The sequence below is a fragment of the Pseudomonas sp. Pse1 genome (assembly GCF_024519635.1).
Classification (GTDB): Bacteria; Pseudomonadota; Gammaproteobacteria; order Pseudomonadales; family Pseudomonadaceae; genus Aquipseudomonas.
Genome location: NZ_JALJRO010000005.1, coordinates 212,973 through 228,807 on the forward strand (window position 1 = coordinate 212,973; position 15,835 = coordinate 228,807).

General features: G+C 50.5%; 15 protein-coding genes. 12 read left to right on the forward strand and 3 right to left on the reverse strand.

Going from position 1 to position 15,835, the window contains the following annotated elements:
- Nucleotides 1-153: 153 nt before the first annotated feature.
- The 12 genes from NR126_RS10165 to NR126_RS10220 all read left to right on the forward strand — a co-directional run bounded on the left by NR126_RS10165 (nucleotide 154) and on the right by NR126_RS10220 (nucleotide 14,003).
- Entirely contained in the window at nucleotides 154-1,203 is a 1,050-nt protein-coding gene (locus NR126_RS10165; RefSeq protein ID WP_256830130.1) for an LPS O-antigen chain length determinant protein WzzB, read from the forward strand.
- A gap of 530 nt (nucleotides 1,204-1,733) precedes the next feature.
- A complete protein-coding gene (locus NR126_RS10170; protein ID WP_256830131.1) occupies nucleotides 1,734-2,879 on the forward strand; it encodes a hypothetical protein in 1,146 nt (381 codons plus the stop codon).
- Nucleotides 2,876-4,087 carry a hypothetical protein gene (locus tag NR126_RS10175; RefSeq protein WP_256830132.1) on the forward strand — a complete coding sequence of 404 codons (1,212 nt, stop codon included), beginning with the start codon at nucleotides 2,876-2,878 and terminating at the stop codon, nucleotides 4,085-4,087. The genes NR126_RS10170 and NR126_RS10175 overlap by 4 nt, the downstream gene beginning before the upstream one ends.
- A gap of 69 nt (nucleotides 4,088-4,156) precedes the next feature.
- Nucleotides 4,157-4,879, forward strand: coding sequence for a glycosyltransferase (locus NR126_RS10180; protein WP_256830133.1), 723 nt, complete (start codon nucleotides 4,157-4,159; stop codon nucleotides 4,877-4,879).
- A gap of 12 nt (nucleotides 4,880-4,891) precedes the next feature.
- Nucleotides 4,892-5,926 carry a polysaccharide biosynthesis protein gene (locus NR126_RS10185; RefSeq protein WP_256830134.1) on the forward strand — a complete coding sequence of 345 codons (1,035 nt, stop codon included), beginning with the start codon at nucleotides 4,892-4,894 and terminating at the stop codon, nucleotides 5,924-5,926.
- A 3-nt stretch (nucleotides 5,927-5,929) separates the two neighbouring features.
- Nucleotides 5,930-7,048, forward strand: a complete 1,119-nt coding sequence (locus NR126_RS10190; RefSeq protein WP_256830135.1) for an NAD-dependent epimerase/dehydratase family protein — start codon at nucleotides 5,930-5,932, stop codon at nucleotides 7,046-7,048.
- Nucleotides 7,049-7,071: 23 nt separating this feature from the next.
- Nucleotides 7,072-8,202 (forward strand): non-hydrolyzing UDP-N-acetylglucosamine 2-epimerase, encoded by a 1,131-nt coding sequence (gene wecB, locus NR126_RS10195; RefSeq protein ID WP_256830137.1) that lies wholly within the window; start codon nucleotides 7,072-7,074, stop codon nucleotides 8,200-8,202.
- A 15-nt stretch (nucleotides 8,203-8,217) separates the two neighbouring features.
- Nucleotides 8,218-9,471: a glycosyltransferase family 4 protein gene (locus NR126_RS10200; RefSeq protein WP_256830139.1), complete on the forward strand. Its 1,254-nt coding sequence runs from the start codon at nucleotides 8,218-8,220 to the stop codon at nucleotides 9,469-9,471.
- Complete coding sequence (locus NR126_RS10205) at nucleotides 9,471-10,433, forward strand: SDR family oxidoreductase (RefSeq protein WP_256830140.1); 963 nt, start codon at nucleotides 9,471-9,473, stop codon at nucleotides 10,431-10,433. Before NR126_RS10200 ends, NR126_RS10205 begins: the two co-directional genes overlap by 1 nt.
- A 2-nt stretch (nucleotides 10,434-10,435) precedes the next feature.
- Nucleotides 10,436-11,455 (forward strand): glycosyltransferase family 4 protein, encoded by a 1,020-nt coding sequence (locus NR126_RS10210; RefSeq protein ID WP_256830141.1) that lies wholly within the window; start codon nucleotides 10,436-10,438, stop codon nucleotides 11,453-11,455.
- A gap of 109 nt (nucleotides 11,456-11,564) precedes the next feature.
- The gene (locus NR126_RS10215; protein WP_256830142.1) at nucleotides 11,565-13,559 is read left to right on the forward strand and encodes a nucleoside-diphosphate sugar epimerase/dehydratase; all 1,995 of its coding nucleotides are present in this window, start codon (nucleotides 11,565-11,567) and stop codon (nucleotides 13,557-13,559) included.
- A 111-nt stretch (nucleotides 13,560-13,670) separates the two neighbouring features.
- Nucleotides 13,671-14,003, forward strand: coding sequence for a helix-hairpin-helix domain-containing protein (locus tag NR126_RS10220; protein ID WP_256830143.1), 333 nt, complete (start codon nucleotides 13,671-13,673; stop codon nucleotides 14,001-14,003).
- 143 nt (nucleotides 14,004-14,146) lie between these two features.
- Here NR126_RS10220 and NR126_RS10225 read toward each other — a convergent pair whose 3' ends face one another.
- The 3 genes from NR126_RS10225 to rfbC all read right to left on the reverse strand — a co-directional run bounded on the left by NR126_RS10225 (nucleotide 14,147) and on the right by rfbC (nucleotide 15,697).
- A complete protein-coding gene (locus NR126_RS10225) occupies nucleotides 14,147-14,704 on the reverse strand; it encodes a TetR/AcrR family transcriptional regulator (protein ID WP_256830144.1) in 558 nt (185 codons plus the stop codon).
- A 156-nt stretch (nucleotides 14,705-14,860) separates the two neighbouring features.
- Nucleotides 14,861-15,028 (reverse strand): DUF2897 family protein, encoded by a 168-nt coding sequence (locus NR126_RS10230; RefSeq protein ID WP_071554261.1) that lies wholly within the window; start codon nucleotides 15,026-15,028, stop codon nucleotides 14,861-14,863.
- Between the two features lie 123 nt (nucleotides 15,029-15,151).
- Complete coding sequence (rfbC, locus tag NR126_RS10235) at nucleotides 15,152-15,697, reverse strand: dTDP-4-dehydrorhamnose 3,5-epimerase (protein ID WP_256830205.1); 546 nt, start codon at nucleotides 15,695-15,697, stop codon at nucleotides 15,152-15,154.
- Between the last annotated feature and the right edge of the window lie 138 nt (nucleotides 15,698-15,835).

Genomic DNA, 15,835 nt, shown 5'->3' on the forward strand with positions numbered 1-15,835 from the left:
TTGCCACAAACCAGTGCGGTCCTCCAGTGAGTCCACGTGCTGAAGCAGCCTTGATGCACGGTAAGTGCCCGGGTGTTGAACTGAATGGGTAAGGATGCGAAGAGTAAAAAAGCATTCGATCCACTATAACTATTGAAAAAGGTCAAACGTGTAATGGCTAACACTCCGGCAACGACGCCAAATGCGTCGGAGATTGATCTGCTTGAATTAGTTGCGGCGTTATGGGCTCAGAAGCTACTGATCATTAGTGTTGCGTTGATCGCGACGTTAGCGGCTGCCGGCTATGCGTTTTTTAGTAAGCCAGTCTATGAAGCGCGTGTTTACTTGCAGCCACCGACCTTGAACGGTATCGCCGATTTCAACTATGGCCGCACCAAAGACTCAGAGCTGACACCTTTTACGATTGAAGAAGTTTACGAGGTTTTTACCCGTAATCTGCAGAGTGAGTCGCTACGGCGTAGTTTCTTCAATGAGGTCTATCTCCCATCGCTGTCGGAGTCTGATCGGGATGAATCGCAAGATAAACTGTATGCTGACTTTCTAAAAAAGCTGGCCATTGGTCCGCCGAGCAAAGATCAACCGGATCGATACTCCGTAACCGTGCAAGGCGAAGATCCAGCCCGTGTTACTGATTGGGTGAAAATGTTCGTAGCTCGAGCCGGTGCCGCAGCGGAGAAAGAGATGATCAGTAACGCGACTCGTGAAGCCGAGGTGCGGGCGCGTAACCTTGGTCAGCAGATCACTACACTACAGGAGACCGAGAGCCGGATTCGCGAAGACTCCATCATTCGTTTGCGTGAAGCGCTATCGATTGCCGAGGCAATTGGCTTACAAGATCCTCCAATCATTTCGGGTGAGCTTTCTGCCGAGATTTCCGGTGGCATGGATGGCCGCCTGGACTACATGCGCGGTAGCAGGGCTCTCAAGGCCGAAATCCAGAACCTTGAACAGCGTAAATCCGACGATCCCTTTATCGGTACCCTAAGAGCGCTGCAAATCAAGAAAAGTTTCTACACCGACTTGCAGGTAAGCCCGGAAAGCGTTTCCGTCTACCGACAGGACGGTACTATCGAACAACCCGATAGTCCGATTAAGCCAAAAAAGGGCCTTATTACACTTCTCGGTTTGGTCTTGGGTGGCATGTTGGGGCTGATAATTGCGCTGGTTCGTCATTTTGTACGACTCAGGAGCGCAAGGAGTTAGGTGCTCTGCCATACGACTCGTCCTTTGATTACGTGGCTTCTTGCAAATTGCAAAAAAGAAAGGACTAGGCGCAACGCTCCAGGAAGTAAGATTGAGCGAGCTTGGCTGTAGGAAAGCTCCCATTGTTCGGAAGGCTGAGGCTGGAGTTCGGTCTTGAGGCGCATCTGGAAGAAAAGGTTTGCTAGAATTTGTAAACGGTGCGAAACATCGTAAGCGAACCTTTTCAGCCAATGATTCTAGCTCGGACTGCGGGTGATTTGGCTTCTTCAGCAAGACAGCGATAAGTCCTGCGGCGGTAACGTGTATTCGTCGAGTTTGCAGGGCCTTTGAGGTGGCATGAGGTCTTGATGTCAACCAGGGTTGCAAGGGGTGCTCTGCACTAAAGTAACGAAGGCGGGGTTCACAACGTGATTGCTGGGCTCAAGTATTTGGGTCCGGGTGTGACAGGCCATAGGAATTATCAATGAACGGTACGCTAGATGTAAAAGAAAAGTGTATTTCCGCTTTTCGCCACTTTTAGGCTGCTTTAGATGAGTAATTTTGTTCTGGCTTTTTTGGCGAATGTTTTCTTTAGTGCGCCTTCTATATTTTTAGTTGTCGTGTCGTCGCACTTTGGAAGTTTCGATGAGGTGGCGTTGTTGGGCGCATCGTTCGCCATTTGCGCACCAGTGCAACTGTTTTTTTCGATGCAGCATAACGTTTCGATACTTGCAGGTCGTCTAAGTATAAGTGATTCGCTGCGCACGCGTGTTGTGCTCGTTATACCTTTTTTGTTGTGTGGTGTTCTCGGTTCGCTTTATTTTTCATCACTGATTATATTCTGGTTCTTCCTTTATAGATGTGCGGAGTTTTTGTACGAGCCATTTTTGTGCGATCGAATAAGAAAAGGCGCCTACCGCATGGCTTGTATGCAGAGCTTTTTGCGTTTTCTTGTTTTTTCTTCAATCGTACTAGTCTTGTTCTATCAAGGCGTCGGTCTTGGCAACGTGTTGCTTGCGCTTGGAGCGGTATTTTCTTTACTTGCGCTTAAGTCCATCTACGTTGCATTTACAGAAGGAGCCTTTTCATCTGACGGGCTTTATTTGGGAGTGGCCGCGTTTTTGTCAAGTTTCATAGTTAATATTCCCAGGTACTATGTGACGGAGGCGGATCCCTCATTCGCGGCGTTTTACTCGAGCATGCTGACGCTGGTTTTGGGTGGCGGTTTGCTGTATGGAGCTTTCAATAACTATGCATTCCCCAAATTTTCTGTATCGGGTAAAAGTGGTGCATTTAAGTTTTTGAATGTGTCTATGGGCGTTTTCGTAGTGGGTTTGCTGTTGTCATTTCTGTTGTTCTCTAGTGATGTTATCTCCAGTTTGTTTTTGCAGTTGTTTCTGGGTGAAAAGTATCTGCAGTATTCTGGCTTGGTAATCGGGTTTGCAGTGTTCTACTTTGTCCTCTATTTTCATGCTGCGTTGAATTTTCTGTTTGTGTATTTTGGGTTGGGGCGACTTTATATGGGGTCGTTGATGGTGTATGGCATTTCTATGATCGCGTATGTGTATATCAGGTTGAATGTGCTGCTTGATGACTTTAGTAGTTTGATATGGATAGTCGCTGGGTTTGGAGTGTCTTATGCGTTGATTTCTTATGTCTTTCTTATGTCGAAATTTGTAAGAGGGTGTGAGAAGTGATTTTTCTGAGTTTGTTTCTCATCTTTATACTTTCGATAGTGGATGGCCGGTACTCTTATTTAGGGGTCGCGTTATTTATTGTCGCTGCAGTTGCGAAAATTTTTCTTTCCTCGCCTGGGGTCGGATTGAAAAAAATCGGTGGGGCGCAATTTGTAGTTTTTATACTGCCTTTATTTGTTTTTTTATCATGGTGCTATGGTGTTCTTGTCGGCTTATCGAACGGTGTGAATGTCAGCTATGTGTTTTCTAATTTTGCTGGCCTTGCGTTGTATATTCTTTTTTATTTCTTCTACTATGCTGTTGGAGTCGATGTCTCCAAAAAAGCGTTGTTTTTTTCGGCGATCTGTAGTTGTGCGTTCGGTATTTACTCGGTTTTTGTCGCGTTTGCCTCTGTAGGTGGGGGGGGGGAGGCCGACCAAGTCGGACTATCTGGTTTTCGAACACTGTATTCTGTCACCTTCCTTTACGTAGTCCCTTTTTTGTTTGTGTGTTTGCTGCGTTTGTTTCTGCAGGACAAGGGGCAGGTGGGCTTGAGCAGTGATTTGAAAACTTGCATATGCCTTTTGCTTTTTGGATTCACCTTGGTAGTTCCTGCTATGTCCAAGGGCTTTATTCTTATATTTATACTCATGTTTGTTCTGGTTTTTATGAAGGGTTATGCACTAGCCCTTCGCTCGTTGGTCATTGGGAAGAATCTGCTTGTCATGACTTTTTTGGTTGCGCTTGCAGGTATTATGCTGTTGCTGTTTACAGATTTTTTTAATGTTCTGCTCTTCAGCTTTTCATCAGGTGAGGGTAGTAACTCCATCCGCAGTGAACAGTTTGACTACTTGGTGTCTGAGTGGAGTTTCAGTGGTGCAGGATTAGGTAGTTCGTTGATGTCAGGCTATCAGCGTGACGAGACGGGGTACGGTTTTGAATTGACATATATAAACTTGGTAAACAAGCTTGGGTTTTTTAGCTTCCCTTTGTTTGCTTCATATTGCGTTACTCTATTTTTTGGCTTCAAGTTCTTCTTTTTTGAAGATAAGCGAGTGTCAGGTGCCTGGATTCTGGGGTTGATGGCGTTTTTGATTCCCGGGGCGGGAAATCCACTGCTGTTGGCTCCGGTGTTTGTTTTTATGCATTTTATCGCAATGACTTTGGTTATTCGGGAACTTTCTCCTCGTGGTGAAGTCGATCGGGGCAACGGTGAGGCGTCACGGTGATGGCTTTTTTGGAGGCTCGTCAGAAGCCTTGTGCAGTATTGAACGTTGTTGTTGGGAGGTAGCTTGAGCATGGATATGTTTTCAGTGAGTGTTTGTATAGCTACTTACAATGGGGCTGGCTTTATTAAAGAGCAGCTTGATTCAATTCTCATGCAGATTCCAGCAACTGCTGAAGTCTTGATTGGTGATGACGGGTCGGTAGATGAAACCATTTCCATTGTTGAAGGTTTCAACGATCCAAGGATCCGAGTTATCAGGAATTCCAGTAATCTTGGTTACGTACGAAACTTCGAAAACCTGATTGGAAACGCAAGGGGTGATTACATCTTTCTAAGCGATCAAGATGACATTTGGCCCGCGGGAAGGGTTGATAAAATGATTTCCGCGATGGATTCCTCGCAAAGTTTTTTGGTCGTGGGAGGGATGGAGTCATTTGTCGATGATGTGGAGTCTCGTCATTTTTTTTGTGGTTTTGATGCCTCAAGGAACACCACGCCAATCAGGAATGTAGTGGACATGTTTGTTGGGAAGAGTGTCCCCTATTATGGGTGCGCGATGCTGTTGTCGCAAAAAATAAAGCCCTATCTGATTCCGTTCCATTCGGCAGCGATTAGTCATGATATATGGATCGCTTTTGTAGCAAATAGACGTCGTTCAATCACACACATCATTGATGCGGTGACGTTGCGGCGGATTCATGGCAGTAATCTGACCAATAGCAATCGGAGTTTTGTCGACAAGATAAAAACTCGCTTGTTGTGGGTTTTCGCTATTTTAAGGCTTTACAAATAAAGAGGATTGGCTGTGTTCGATAAAAAAACTCTACTTATAACTGGGGGCACAGGATCTTTTGGCAATGCTGTGCTCAAGCGATTTCTGGATACAGATATCGATGAAATTCGTATTTTTAGTCGAGATGAGAAAAAACAGGACGACATGCGCAAGCGCTATGCCAGTTCTAAGCTTAAATTTTACATCGGCGATGTCCGGGATTATCAGAGCGTATTGAATGCGACCCGTGGCGTTGACTTTATTTTTCATGCCGCCGCGCTTAAACAAGTCCCATCTTGTGAGTTTCATCCGATGGAGGCGGTCAAGACTAATGTGCTCGGCACCGAGAATGTACTTGAGGCTGCCATTCAGAATCAGGTCAAGCGGGTAGTTTGCCTAAGTACAGACAAAGCGGTGTACCCGATCAACGCCATGGGTATTTCCAAGGCTATGATGGAAAAAGTCATGGTCGCCAAGTCCCGTAACGTCGATGAGACCAAAACAGTGATTTGCGGTACTCGTTACGGTAATGTGATGGCTTCTCGTGGATCGGTCATTCCGTTGTTCATCGATCAGATTCGCGCAGGTCAGGCGTTGTCGATCACTGACCCTAACATGACGCGCTTCATGATGACGCTGGCCGATGCCGTTGATTTGGTTCTGTACGCGTTCGAGCACGGAAACAATGGTGATCTTTTCGTCCAGAAGGCCCCGGCGGCCACCGTCGAAACACTTGCTCAAGCCCTGACGTCCATGCTCGCGAAGCCTGAACATCCGATCCAGATTATTGGGACAAGGCATGGCGAGAAACTTTATGAGGCGCTCTTGAGCCGGGAGGAGATGGCCTGCGCAGAAGATATGGGCGACTATTTCCGCGTTCCGCCAGACCTGCGTGATCTGAATTACAGCAAGTTTGTGGAGCAGGGCGAAGAAAAAATTTCAACCATGCAGGATTACAACTCTCATAACACACAGCGTTTGGACGTTGAGGGCATGAAGACGCTGCTGCGCAAGCTGGAGTTCATGCGTGCCATCGAGCGTGGTGAGCACGCTGTTCCTGAGGAATAAGTCATGAAAGTACTTATCACCGGTGCCAACGGTTTCGTTGGAAAAAATCTTGTTGCTCATTTGAACGAGCGGAAGGATATCGAGGTACTGCAGTTCTGCCGTGAGCATGATATCGCCAGCCTGCAATCGCTCGTATCAAAAGTGGATTTCATTTTTCACTTGGCCGGTGTCAATCGACCTCAGAATGTCGAGGAATTCAAGTCGGGTAACGCAGATTTCACGCAAGTGTTGTGCGCGGCGGTGGTAGCAAGCGGGCGTAATATCCCTTTGCTTTATACCTCTTCCATACAGGCCGAACTGGACAATGCTTATGGCTCAAGCAAACGTGAAGCCGAAGAAACGCTATTAAATCTTTCCGTGCAATTCGGCATTGATGTTCATCTGTTTCGTCTGCCCAATGTTTTCGGGAAATGGGCGCGGCCGAACTACAACTCGGCAGTAGCGACGTTTTGCCATAACATTGTCCATGGTTTGCCAATCAGTATAAACGACGCGAACGCAAAAATATCGCTTGTTTATATAGATGATGTGATCAGCAAGTTTGTCTCCGTTATGGATGGAAAACTGTCGGGTGATCCATTTGTTGGGGTCGAGCCGGTTTACTCTATCTCCGTCGGTGAGCTTTCGTCGCAGTTGTACGCCTTCAAGGAAAGCCGACAATCAATGGTCACCGAGCGGGTCGGTACCGGGCTCGTTCGTGCATTGTACTCGACCTATCTCAGCTACCTGCCACCGGAAGACTTCACGTACGAAGTGCCGAAGTATGGGGATGCCAGAGGCGTTTTTGTCGAGATGCTGAAAACCAGAGACTCAGGCCAGTTTTCGTATTTCACCGCACATCCAGGTATTACTCGAGGCGGTCATTATCATCATACAAAAACCGAGAAGTTCCTGGTTATCAAAGGGAACGCCTGCTTCCGCTTTCGCCATATCACGTCCGGTGAATTCTATGAGTTGTTCACAGACGGCGATACGCCAACGGTCGTAGAGACGGTGCCAGGCTGGAGCCATGACATCACCAACGTAGGTGATAATGAAATGGTTGTCATGCTGTGGGCTAACGAAATTTTCGATCGTGAACTCCCAGATACCTACACTATGCCAGTGGGCACCAACGCCTGATGGCATCAGGAAAGAGCATAGCAATGAAAAAGTTGAAGATAGTCACTGTCGTAGGCACCCGTCCCGAAATTATTCGCCTGTCACGCGTCATTTCGGCGCTGGACAACCATTGTGAACACGTCCTGGTTCACACTGGCCAGAACTACGACTATGAATTGAATGAAATATTTTTCCAAGACCTCGGTATTCGCAAACCGGATCATTTTCTCAATGCCGCGGGAAGCAACGGCGCCGAAACCATTGGGAATGTGATCATTGCGGTAGATCGCGTGTTGGCTTCAATCGAACCTGAGGCCCTGCTGGTTCTGGGCGATACCAACAGCTGCATGGCGGTGATTCCTGCCAAGCGACGTAAGATCCCCACGTTCCATATGGAAGCAGGCAATCGCTGTTTCGACATGCGGGTCCCGGAGGAAATCAACCGACGGATCGTGGACCATACTGCCGACATCAATCTGACGTACAGCACAATTGCGCGGGATTATCTGCTCAGAGAAGGTTTGTCGCCGGACCGGGTGATCAAGACAGGCAGTCCGATGTTCGAAGTCTTGAATCACTACCGTGATGGTATCGATGCTTCAGATGTATTGACGCGGCTGGGCCTCGAGGCAGGCAAGTTTTTTGTCGTCAGTGCACATCGTGAAGAAAACATCGATTCTGACAAGAACCTGCTCAAGCTGGTCGATGTCCTCAATACTGTCGCCAGTACCTTTGGCTACCCGGTTATTGTGTCGACCCACCCACGCAGCCAAAAGCGCTTCGATTCGATGGGGGTGGTTTTCAACGAAAATGTGAAGCTACTTAAACCGTTGGGATTCAAGGACTACAACAAGTTGCAGTTGGCGTCCAAAGCAGTGCTTTCTGACAGTGGCACCATCAGCGAAGAATCTTCGATTCTTAATTTCCCGGCGTTGAACATTCGAGAAGCGCATGAGCGTCCGGAAGGTATGGAAGAAGCTGCGGTGATGATGGTAGGGCTTGAGGTTGAGCGGGTCTTGCAGGGCTTGATGATTCTGGAAAGCCAAGCAAGCGGTACGGAGCGTACGCTGCGTCTGGTTGAAGACTACAGCATGCCCAATGTTTCCGAAAAAGTAGCGCGGATTGTCCACAGTTATACGGATTATGTGAATCGGGTCGTCTGGAAACGCTACTAAATTCGAGTTGTGATCATGCCTGGAAAGAAACTGAGGGTGTTGGTGGTTACGCAGTATTTTTGGCCGGAAAATATGCGTATCAACGATTTGGTTCGAGATTTTACCGAGAAAGGACACTCGGTTACGGTGTTAACAGGTCTGCCTAACTACCCGGAAGGTAAGGTGTTCTCGGAGTTTCAAGCGGCGCCAGAGCGTTTCAATGATTATTTCGGTGCTGAAATTGTCCGGGTTCCAATGCTTGCGCGGGGTAAGCGCAGTATCACTCTGATGCTAAATTACCTCAGTTTTTTTACCAGCGCTTCGGCTATTGGCGCCTACAAGTTACGGGGCAAAGACTTCGATTCCATCTTCGTTTACGCAGTATCACCAATAATGGCGGCAATCCCGGCCTTGGTGTTGGGGCGATTAAAAAAAGCCCCCGTCTTCGTGTGGGTACTTGATCTATGGCCTGAGACACTCAGAGCGGTTGGGGTTCTCAAGAGTCCAAAATTGTTGTCGCTGGTCGGCAAGATGGTGTCATGGATTTACAATCGTACTGATTACTTGCTCATGCAATCCCATGGTTTTTTCGAGAACGTGCAAAAATATTGCACGAAAGACATAGCTCCTGAACGTCTGGTGTATTTTCCAAGCTGGGCTGAGGATGACTTCTCAGTGGCAGAAACGCCAGACTCGAGCTTGCTCACCGCTGACGAGAGTGTCTTCACGGTCGTATTCGCCGGTAATCTTGGCGAGGCCCAGGATCTACCGGCCGTTCTTGATGCGGCGCAACAGTTGGTAGGTAAGGTCGCTGTGCGCTGGGTCATTGTTGGCGACGGGCGCATGAGTGAATGGTTGGGTCAACAAGTTCATTCGCGCGGACTTGATAACGTGCTGTTGTTGGGGCGGCATCCGCTGGAAGAGATGCCCGGGCTTTTCGCACGGGCGGACGCGTTGCTGGTTTCTCTGAAGACCAATGACGTGTTTGAAAAAACCATACCCGGAAAGGTACAGGCGTACTTGGCTTCCGGCAGGCCGCTTCTGGGGATGATTAACGGCGAGGCGGCAAGAGTGATCGACGAGTCCGGTGCCGGTTTTACCTGTGCTTCGGGTGATGCACAGGGATTGGCAAATATCACGCTGGCCCTGGCGAGTACTGATGCTACTCAGTTGAAGGCCATGGGCGATTCTGGTCGAGAGTATTACTTGAGCCACTTTGCCAAATCCCGCCTGTTGGCCCGGCTGGAGGATCTTTTCCGAAATGCCACTTTAAGAAAGGTCAGTGACTGATGCGCAACCAGATTATTTTGACAGGCGCGACAGGCTTTGTGGGTGGTGCCATCCTCAATCGTTTGCAACGCGAGCAGAAATACCCAGTGACCGCGGTTGTTCGTGGTGGTAGCGCGCTTCAGGTGTCGGCTGTACCGGTGATCCGCATTAATACTTTTGATGGTGATACCCAGTGGCAGAATCACCTCGAAAGTGCCGATGTGATTATTCATTCAGCGGCTCGGGTGCATGTCATGAATGACGTCGAATCCGATCCGTTGGCGGCGTTTCGCAAAATCAATGTCGAGGGCACGCTGAATCTTGCCCGGCAGGCGGCCGCTTCCGGGGTGCGACGATTCATTTTCGTCAGCTCGATCAAGGTCAATGGTGAAGGTACGCAGTCCGGGGAAGCTTACACCGCTGATGATGTTCCAGCGCCGGCTGATCCTTACGGTATTTCGAAGATGGAAGCGGAGCAGGGGCTGCGTCAACTGGCAACACAAACCGGCATGGAAGTTGTGATAGTCCGGCCTGTTCTGGTCTACGGGCCTGGAGTTAAGGCTAATTTCCAGAGCATGATGCGCTGGCTGAGTAAAGGTGTCCCACTTCCTTTTGGGGCGATCCACAACCGTCGTAGCCTCGTGGCGCTGGATAATCTCGTCGATTTGCTCCTGACATGTATCACTCATCCGGCTGCGGCCAACCAGACTTTTCTGGTAAGTGACGGCGATGATTTGTCCACTACCGCATTGTTGAGCAAGATGGCTCGAGCGCTACAAAAACCGGCTCGACTGATTCCGGTGCCGAGTTGGATGCTGAAGACCGGAGCTGCTTTGTTGGGTAAAAAAGCCCTCTCCCAGCGACTTTGCGGATCGTTACAGGTCGATATTTCCAAGACACGCACGCTTCTGGGATGGACGCCACCAGTCAGTGTTGATCAGGCACTGATGGCCACGGCGTTACACTTTAAGGAACATCAATAATAATGATTTACTTGTGGTTGATTCCGGCTATTGCCGTACTGTCCCTGGTGCTAACGGCAGTGTTGCGTCGCTATGCGTTGAGTCGAAGTATTATCGATATCCCAAATGCGCGTAGTTCACACTCCATTCCGACACCTCGCGGCGGCGGCGTAGCGATTGTCATTGCCTTCCTTGTAGCACTTCCCATCCTCGGCGCCATCGGGTTGGTCCCTTGGTCGCCACTCATTGCTGTCGGTGGCGCTGGGGCTTTGGTTGCTGTAATTGGCTTCATGGATGACCATGGGCATATTGCCGCGCGCTGGCGCTTGCTGGGGCATTTCACTGCTGCCATTTGGGCGCTGGCGTGGTTGGGCGGATTACCGCCGGTCGTGTTTTTTGGCGTAAGCCTGGACTTGCACTGGTTCGGTCATATTCTCGCGGCCATTTATTTGGTCTGGATGCTGAATCTTTACAACTTCATGGATGGCATTGACGGTATTGCCAGCGTAGAAGCGCTCTGTGTGTGTCTCGGAGCCTGCTTGATTTACGGGCTCAACGGCACGCCGGCTCTCACATGGGGGGCACTGATCCTGGCGATGGCAGTTCTGGGTTTCTTGTACTGGAACTTTCCCCCAGCACGTATTTTCATGGGGGATGCAGGTAGTGGCTTCCTGGGCATTGCCTTGGGTGTATTGTCTGTACAAGCTGCCTGGGAGTCTTCAGCGCTATTGTGGGTATGGCTGATTCTTCTAGGTGTTTTTATCGTCGATGCGACATTTACCCTGATGCGTCGATTGATCCGAGGCGATAAGGTTTACGAGGCTCACCGCAGCCATGCCTACCAATTCGCCTCGCGTCTGGCGGGTCGCCACTTGCCGGTCACGATGGCTGTTGTCTTCATCAATCTGGTTTGGCTGTTGCCGATCGCGGTGAGCGTCGGTGTGTTCGGCTTGGATGGTTTTACGGGCTTGCTTCTGGCGTATGTGCCACTCATTCTGCTGGCGATCAGATTTCACGCCGGAGCATTGGAGAAGGTGAGTTAAAATTCGCTTATCCGATTATGGGTCAAGCTGCGGTTCAGGTGTTTTAATGTCAGAACACCTGAAATTACGGGTTTGAGTGCTGGGAGCTGCTGGGGTGCGAAATAAGGTTATGGATACTGTTCGGGCGTACTTGTTGAATCTGCCGCGTCGCCAGAAACGCACGCTACAGGTCGTCACAGATTGCATGCTCGTGTGGCTGGCGTTGTGGATGGCATTTGCAGTGCGCTTGGGCATTGATGAGATGAACAACCCTTTGACTCAGCATGTCTGGTTGTTCATTGCGGCCCCGGTTGTTGCTATTCCGTTGTTTGTTCGTTTCGGCATGTACCGCGCCGTGATGCGTTACTTCGGTAATGATGCACTTATCGCAATCATCAAGGCAGTCAGCCTCTCATCATTGATTCTTGGTATCGTGGTTTATTGGTATAGCAACCACCAGAACGTTGTGCCGCGGTCAATTATTTTCAATTATTGGTGGTTGAGCCTCATTCTGGTAGGCGGTCTACGTTTAGCCATGCGCCAGTATTTTCTTGGCGACTGGTTTTCTGCGGCTCAGCATGTTCCGTTCACAAGCCGTGACGATGGTCTGCCGAGGGTCGCCATTTATGGCGCCGGGGCTGCGGGCAATCAACTCGTAGCCGCCCTGCGAATGGGCCGCGCCATGCGTCCGGTGGCGTTTATCGACGATGACAACAGCATTGCTGACCGAATCATTTCCGGCTTGCAGGTTTATAAGCCAAAGCATATCCAGCGAATGATCGATCGCACGGGTGCCCAGGAAATACTGCTCGCAATCCCCTCCTCGAATCGTGGCCGCCGCCGTGAAATCCTCGGGTTTCTGGAAAGCTTCCCATTGCATGTTCGCAGCGTCCCGGGATTCATGGATCTGGCCAGCGGTCGAGTGCAGGTCGATGACATCCAGGAGGTCGATATCGCCGACTTGCTCGGTCGTGACGCTGTACCTGCGCAAGGCGACCTGCTCGAGCATTGCATCAAGGACCAATCGGTTCTGGTAACAGGGGCGGGCGGCTCCATTGGTTCGGAGTTATGCCGGCAGATACTCACGCTACAGCCCACCACGCTTTTGTTGTTCGAACACAGCGAATTCAACCTCTATTGCATTTTGTCGGAACTGGAGCAGCGCATCGCCCGCGAGTCTCTTTCAGTCCGGCTGTTGCCAATCCTGGGGTCGGTGCGAAATCAGCACAAACTGCTGGATGTCATGAAAACCTGGCACGTCGATACGGTCTATCACGCGGCGGCTTACAAGCATGTTCCCATGGTCGAGCACAATATTGCCGAAGGTGTACTTAACAACGTTATTGGTACGCTCAATACTGCCCAGGCCGCCCTGCAGGCAGGTGTGGCGAACTTCGTACTGATTTCCACGGACAAGGCGGTGCGCCCAACCAATGTGATGGGCAGTACCAAGCGCCTGGCCGAGCTGACCCTACAGGCATTGAGTCGCGAACAGGCGCCGGTGATGTTTGGTGACAAGACCAACGTGTCTCGGGTCAACAAGACTCGGTTCACGATGGTGCGATTCGGAAACGTACTGGGATCTTCCGGCTCGGTCATTCCGCTTTTCCACAAGCAGATCAAATCAGGCGGACCGCTGACGGTTACACACCCGAAAATCACTCGCTATTTCATGACCATCCCGGAGGCCGCGCAACTGGTGATACAGGCCGGCTCGATGGGGCAGGGGGGGGACGTGTTTGTACTGGACATGGGCGAACCAGTGAAAATCGTCGAGTTGGCAGAGAAAATGATCCATCTGTCCGGCTTGAGCGTACGTTCCGACAAGAATCCCCATGGTGATATTTCGATTGAGTTTTCCGGCCTGCGCCCTGGCGAGAAACTCTACGAAGAATTACTGATCGGGGACAACGTTGCACCGACTCAACACCCGATGATCATGACCGCCAATGAAGATCACCTGTCCTGGGACGTGCTCAAGCTTAAATTGACCGAGTTACTCAGCGCTGTTGAACACGACGACTACGCTCGCGTTCGGCAACTCTTGCGTGAGACAGTCAGCGGTTATGCGCCCGATGGCGAGATCGTCGACTGGATCTATCAGCAACGTCGTCTTGAGCCCTGATTGTTACACACGCTGCAACGTACGGTTTTTTGACAGATCACTTCCATGACCTAAGTTTGAGAAGCAGCTTCGGAAAGCTGCTCTTCCCAACTAGGTCATGGAGTGTCACCTATGCGCAATAGCTACTTCTACTCTCTGGTTTTCGCCCTGCTAACCAGCCTTTCCATAACGACGAATGCCGCTCCTGCAGCGAAGAGCGAGCCAGCTCCTGCCGCAGTTGTGCAACCTTCGTCTGCGGCGATGTCGGCAAAACTGGATTTGAACAAGGCGGACGCTGCCACCTTGCAGCGTGAGCTCGCCGGAGTTGGAGCGACCAAATCGCAAGCAATTGTTGCATATCGTGAAAGCAACGGAGCTTTCAACTCGGTGGACGAACTGTTGGAGGTCAACGGTATCGGCAACGCGATACTCGAGAAAAATCGCGAGAAGCTCGAAGTGAACTAAGCGGGCAATATCGTTTCGGAGGCCGGTCATTGACCGGCTTTTTTGTGTCAGCCATCCAGGATTTGCCGAGGCATAACGCTCGAGCGCCAATACTTGCGTCATTCCCGCAGAGAAGGTTAAGGACGTTCAGCCGACCAGAATTTTCACTTGATTGAGTTCTTGAGGTGCGTTCGGGAGACATTGAGGATTCGCTGTGCAAGCAGCGGATTCTCGACGCTGCGTGACAGCAGCAATGCACCGACAAGCGTCGACATGATAACCACACTCTGATCATCTGCGCTGTCGTTACCGAGTGCGTTCGCTACCTGTTCAAGGCGCGCATCGAGCACTGCGTCGGTCGTTGGACTCGGTTGGCCGCGCAAGCCGAGTTCCGAGGACATGGTCGGTAATGGGCAACCTTCGTGAGGGGTGGTTTGATGCCATTCGGACAGGTAGCTGTCGATGAAAGCTTCCAGTGGACGGTCCTCTGCAAACAGCTTTGCGCAATGAGCATCCAGCTCAGTACCTGCCGCTTGCAAGGCCTTTTCAACCAGTTCGTCTTTGGAGGCAAAGTGTGAGTAGAAACCGCCGTGAGTCAGGCCCAATGCCTTCATCAGGGGTTGCAAACCAGTGGCGCCAATTCCGTCGCGACGAAAGCGTGCAGCGGCTTCCTTGATGATTCGCTCATGGGTCTGGGCCTTATGGTCTTGCGAGTAGCGCATCAGTAATCTCCATGATAATGCGCCATATTAACCAAGCTTGATGGAATGGTGATTGTACTTCTACTCGCAAATGCCATGCAGATGCAACCAAGTTATGCCGCGCTAGCTGTGGTATCGCTGTTGATAGCGGAAGTTAGCAACTGGCGCGGTCATCTCTTAGCGGTCTTGAGCGTCTTTGGCGTCCATCTCTGCGTTACGCTCGGCCACGCGTTTACGTTGCTCATCGGTCAGTTCAACTTTGTTCGCGGTATCCCGCAACATCATTAAACCTCCGACGATCGATCCGATCGCTACCACCAGAATCAACCAGGCATACCAAGGCATAGGGCTCTCCTTAAAGATACGTGTCGAGGCGAACGGTTTCGCGTAGATATCTCACGTACTTCTTTTTTGAGTCATAGCACAGCCCAACGTTCCCTTCGAGGTCTTGGGTACTTGAAGTCGGCTTCAAGGAAATACTTCGGCATCTTTGAGGAAGGACGCTGCCTCGTCCTTGGCGGAAAGCCGAGGTGCTTGATCCATTTGCCAGTCGATGGCGAGGTCAGGGTCATCCCAGCGAATACTCCGCTCTGCCGCAGGTGTGTAGTAATCAGTGGTTTTATAAAGAAACTCGGCAAACTCGCTCAGCACTACAAATCCATGGGCGAAGCCTTCTGGAACCCACAACTGGCGATGGTTATCTGCCGACAATCGAACCGCGGCCCATTTTCCAAAGTGTGGTGAGCTTCGGCGAATGTCCACCGCAACGTCCAGCACTTCACCAGCCGTTACACGCACCAGCTTGCCCTGGGTGTTTTCAAGTTGGTAATGCAGGCCGCGTAGAACACCCTTTTGCGAACGGGAGTGGTTGTCCTGCACAAACTGGGTGGTCAATCCCGTCGCCTGCTCAAACGCCCGCGCATTGAAGCTCTCGTAAAAGAAACCTCGCTCGTCACCGAAGACCTTTGGCTCGAGAATTAGAACACCGGGCAGATCGGTAGGGACTACATTCATCACTTTCTCCAGCATTAGATATTGATGGTCGACATTCTTACCCAAACTGTCGGTCGAATGCGAACAATCGCCTCCGTGGAACACCAGCGCTGTGAGTCCCGAAGCAGTTGCGTTGCAGGTCACTCTTTACACTTTCTT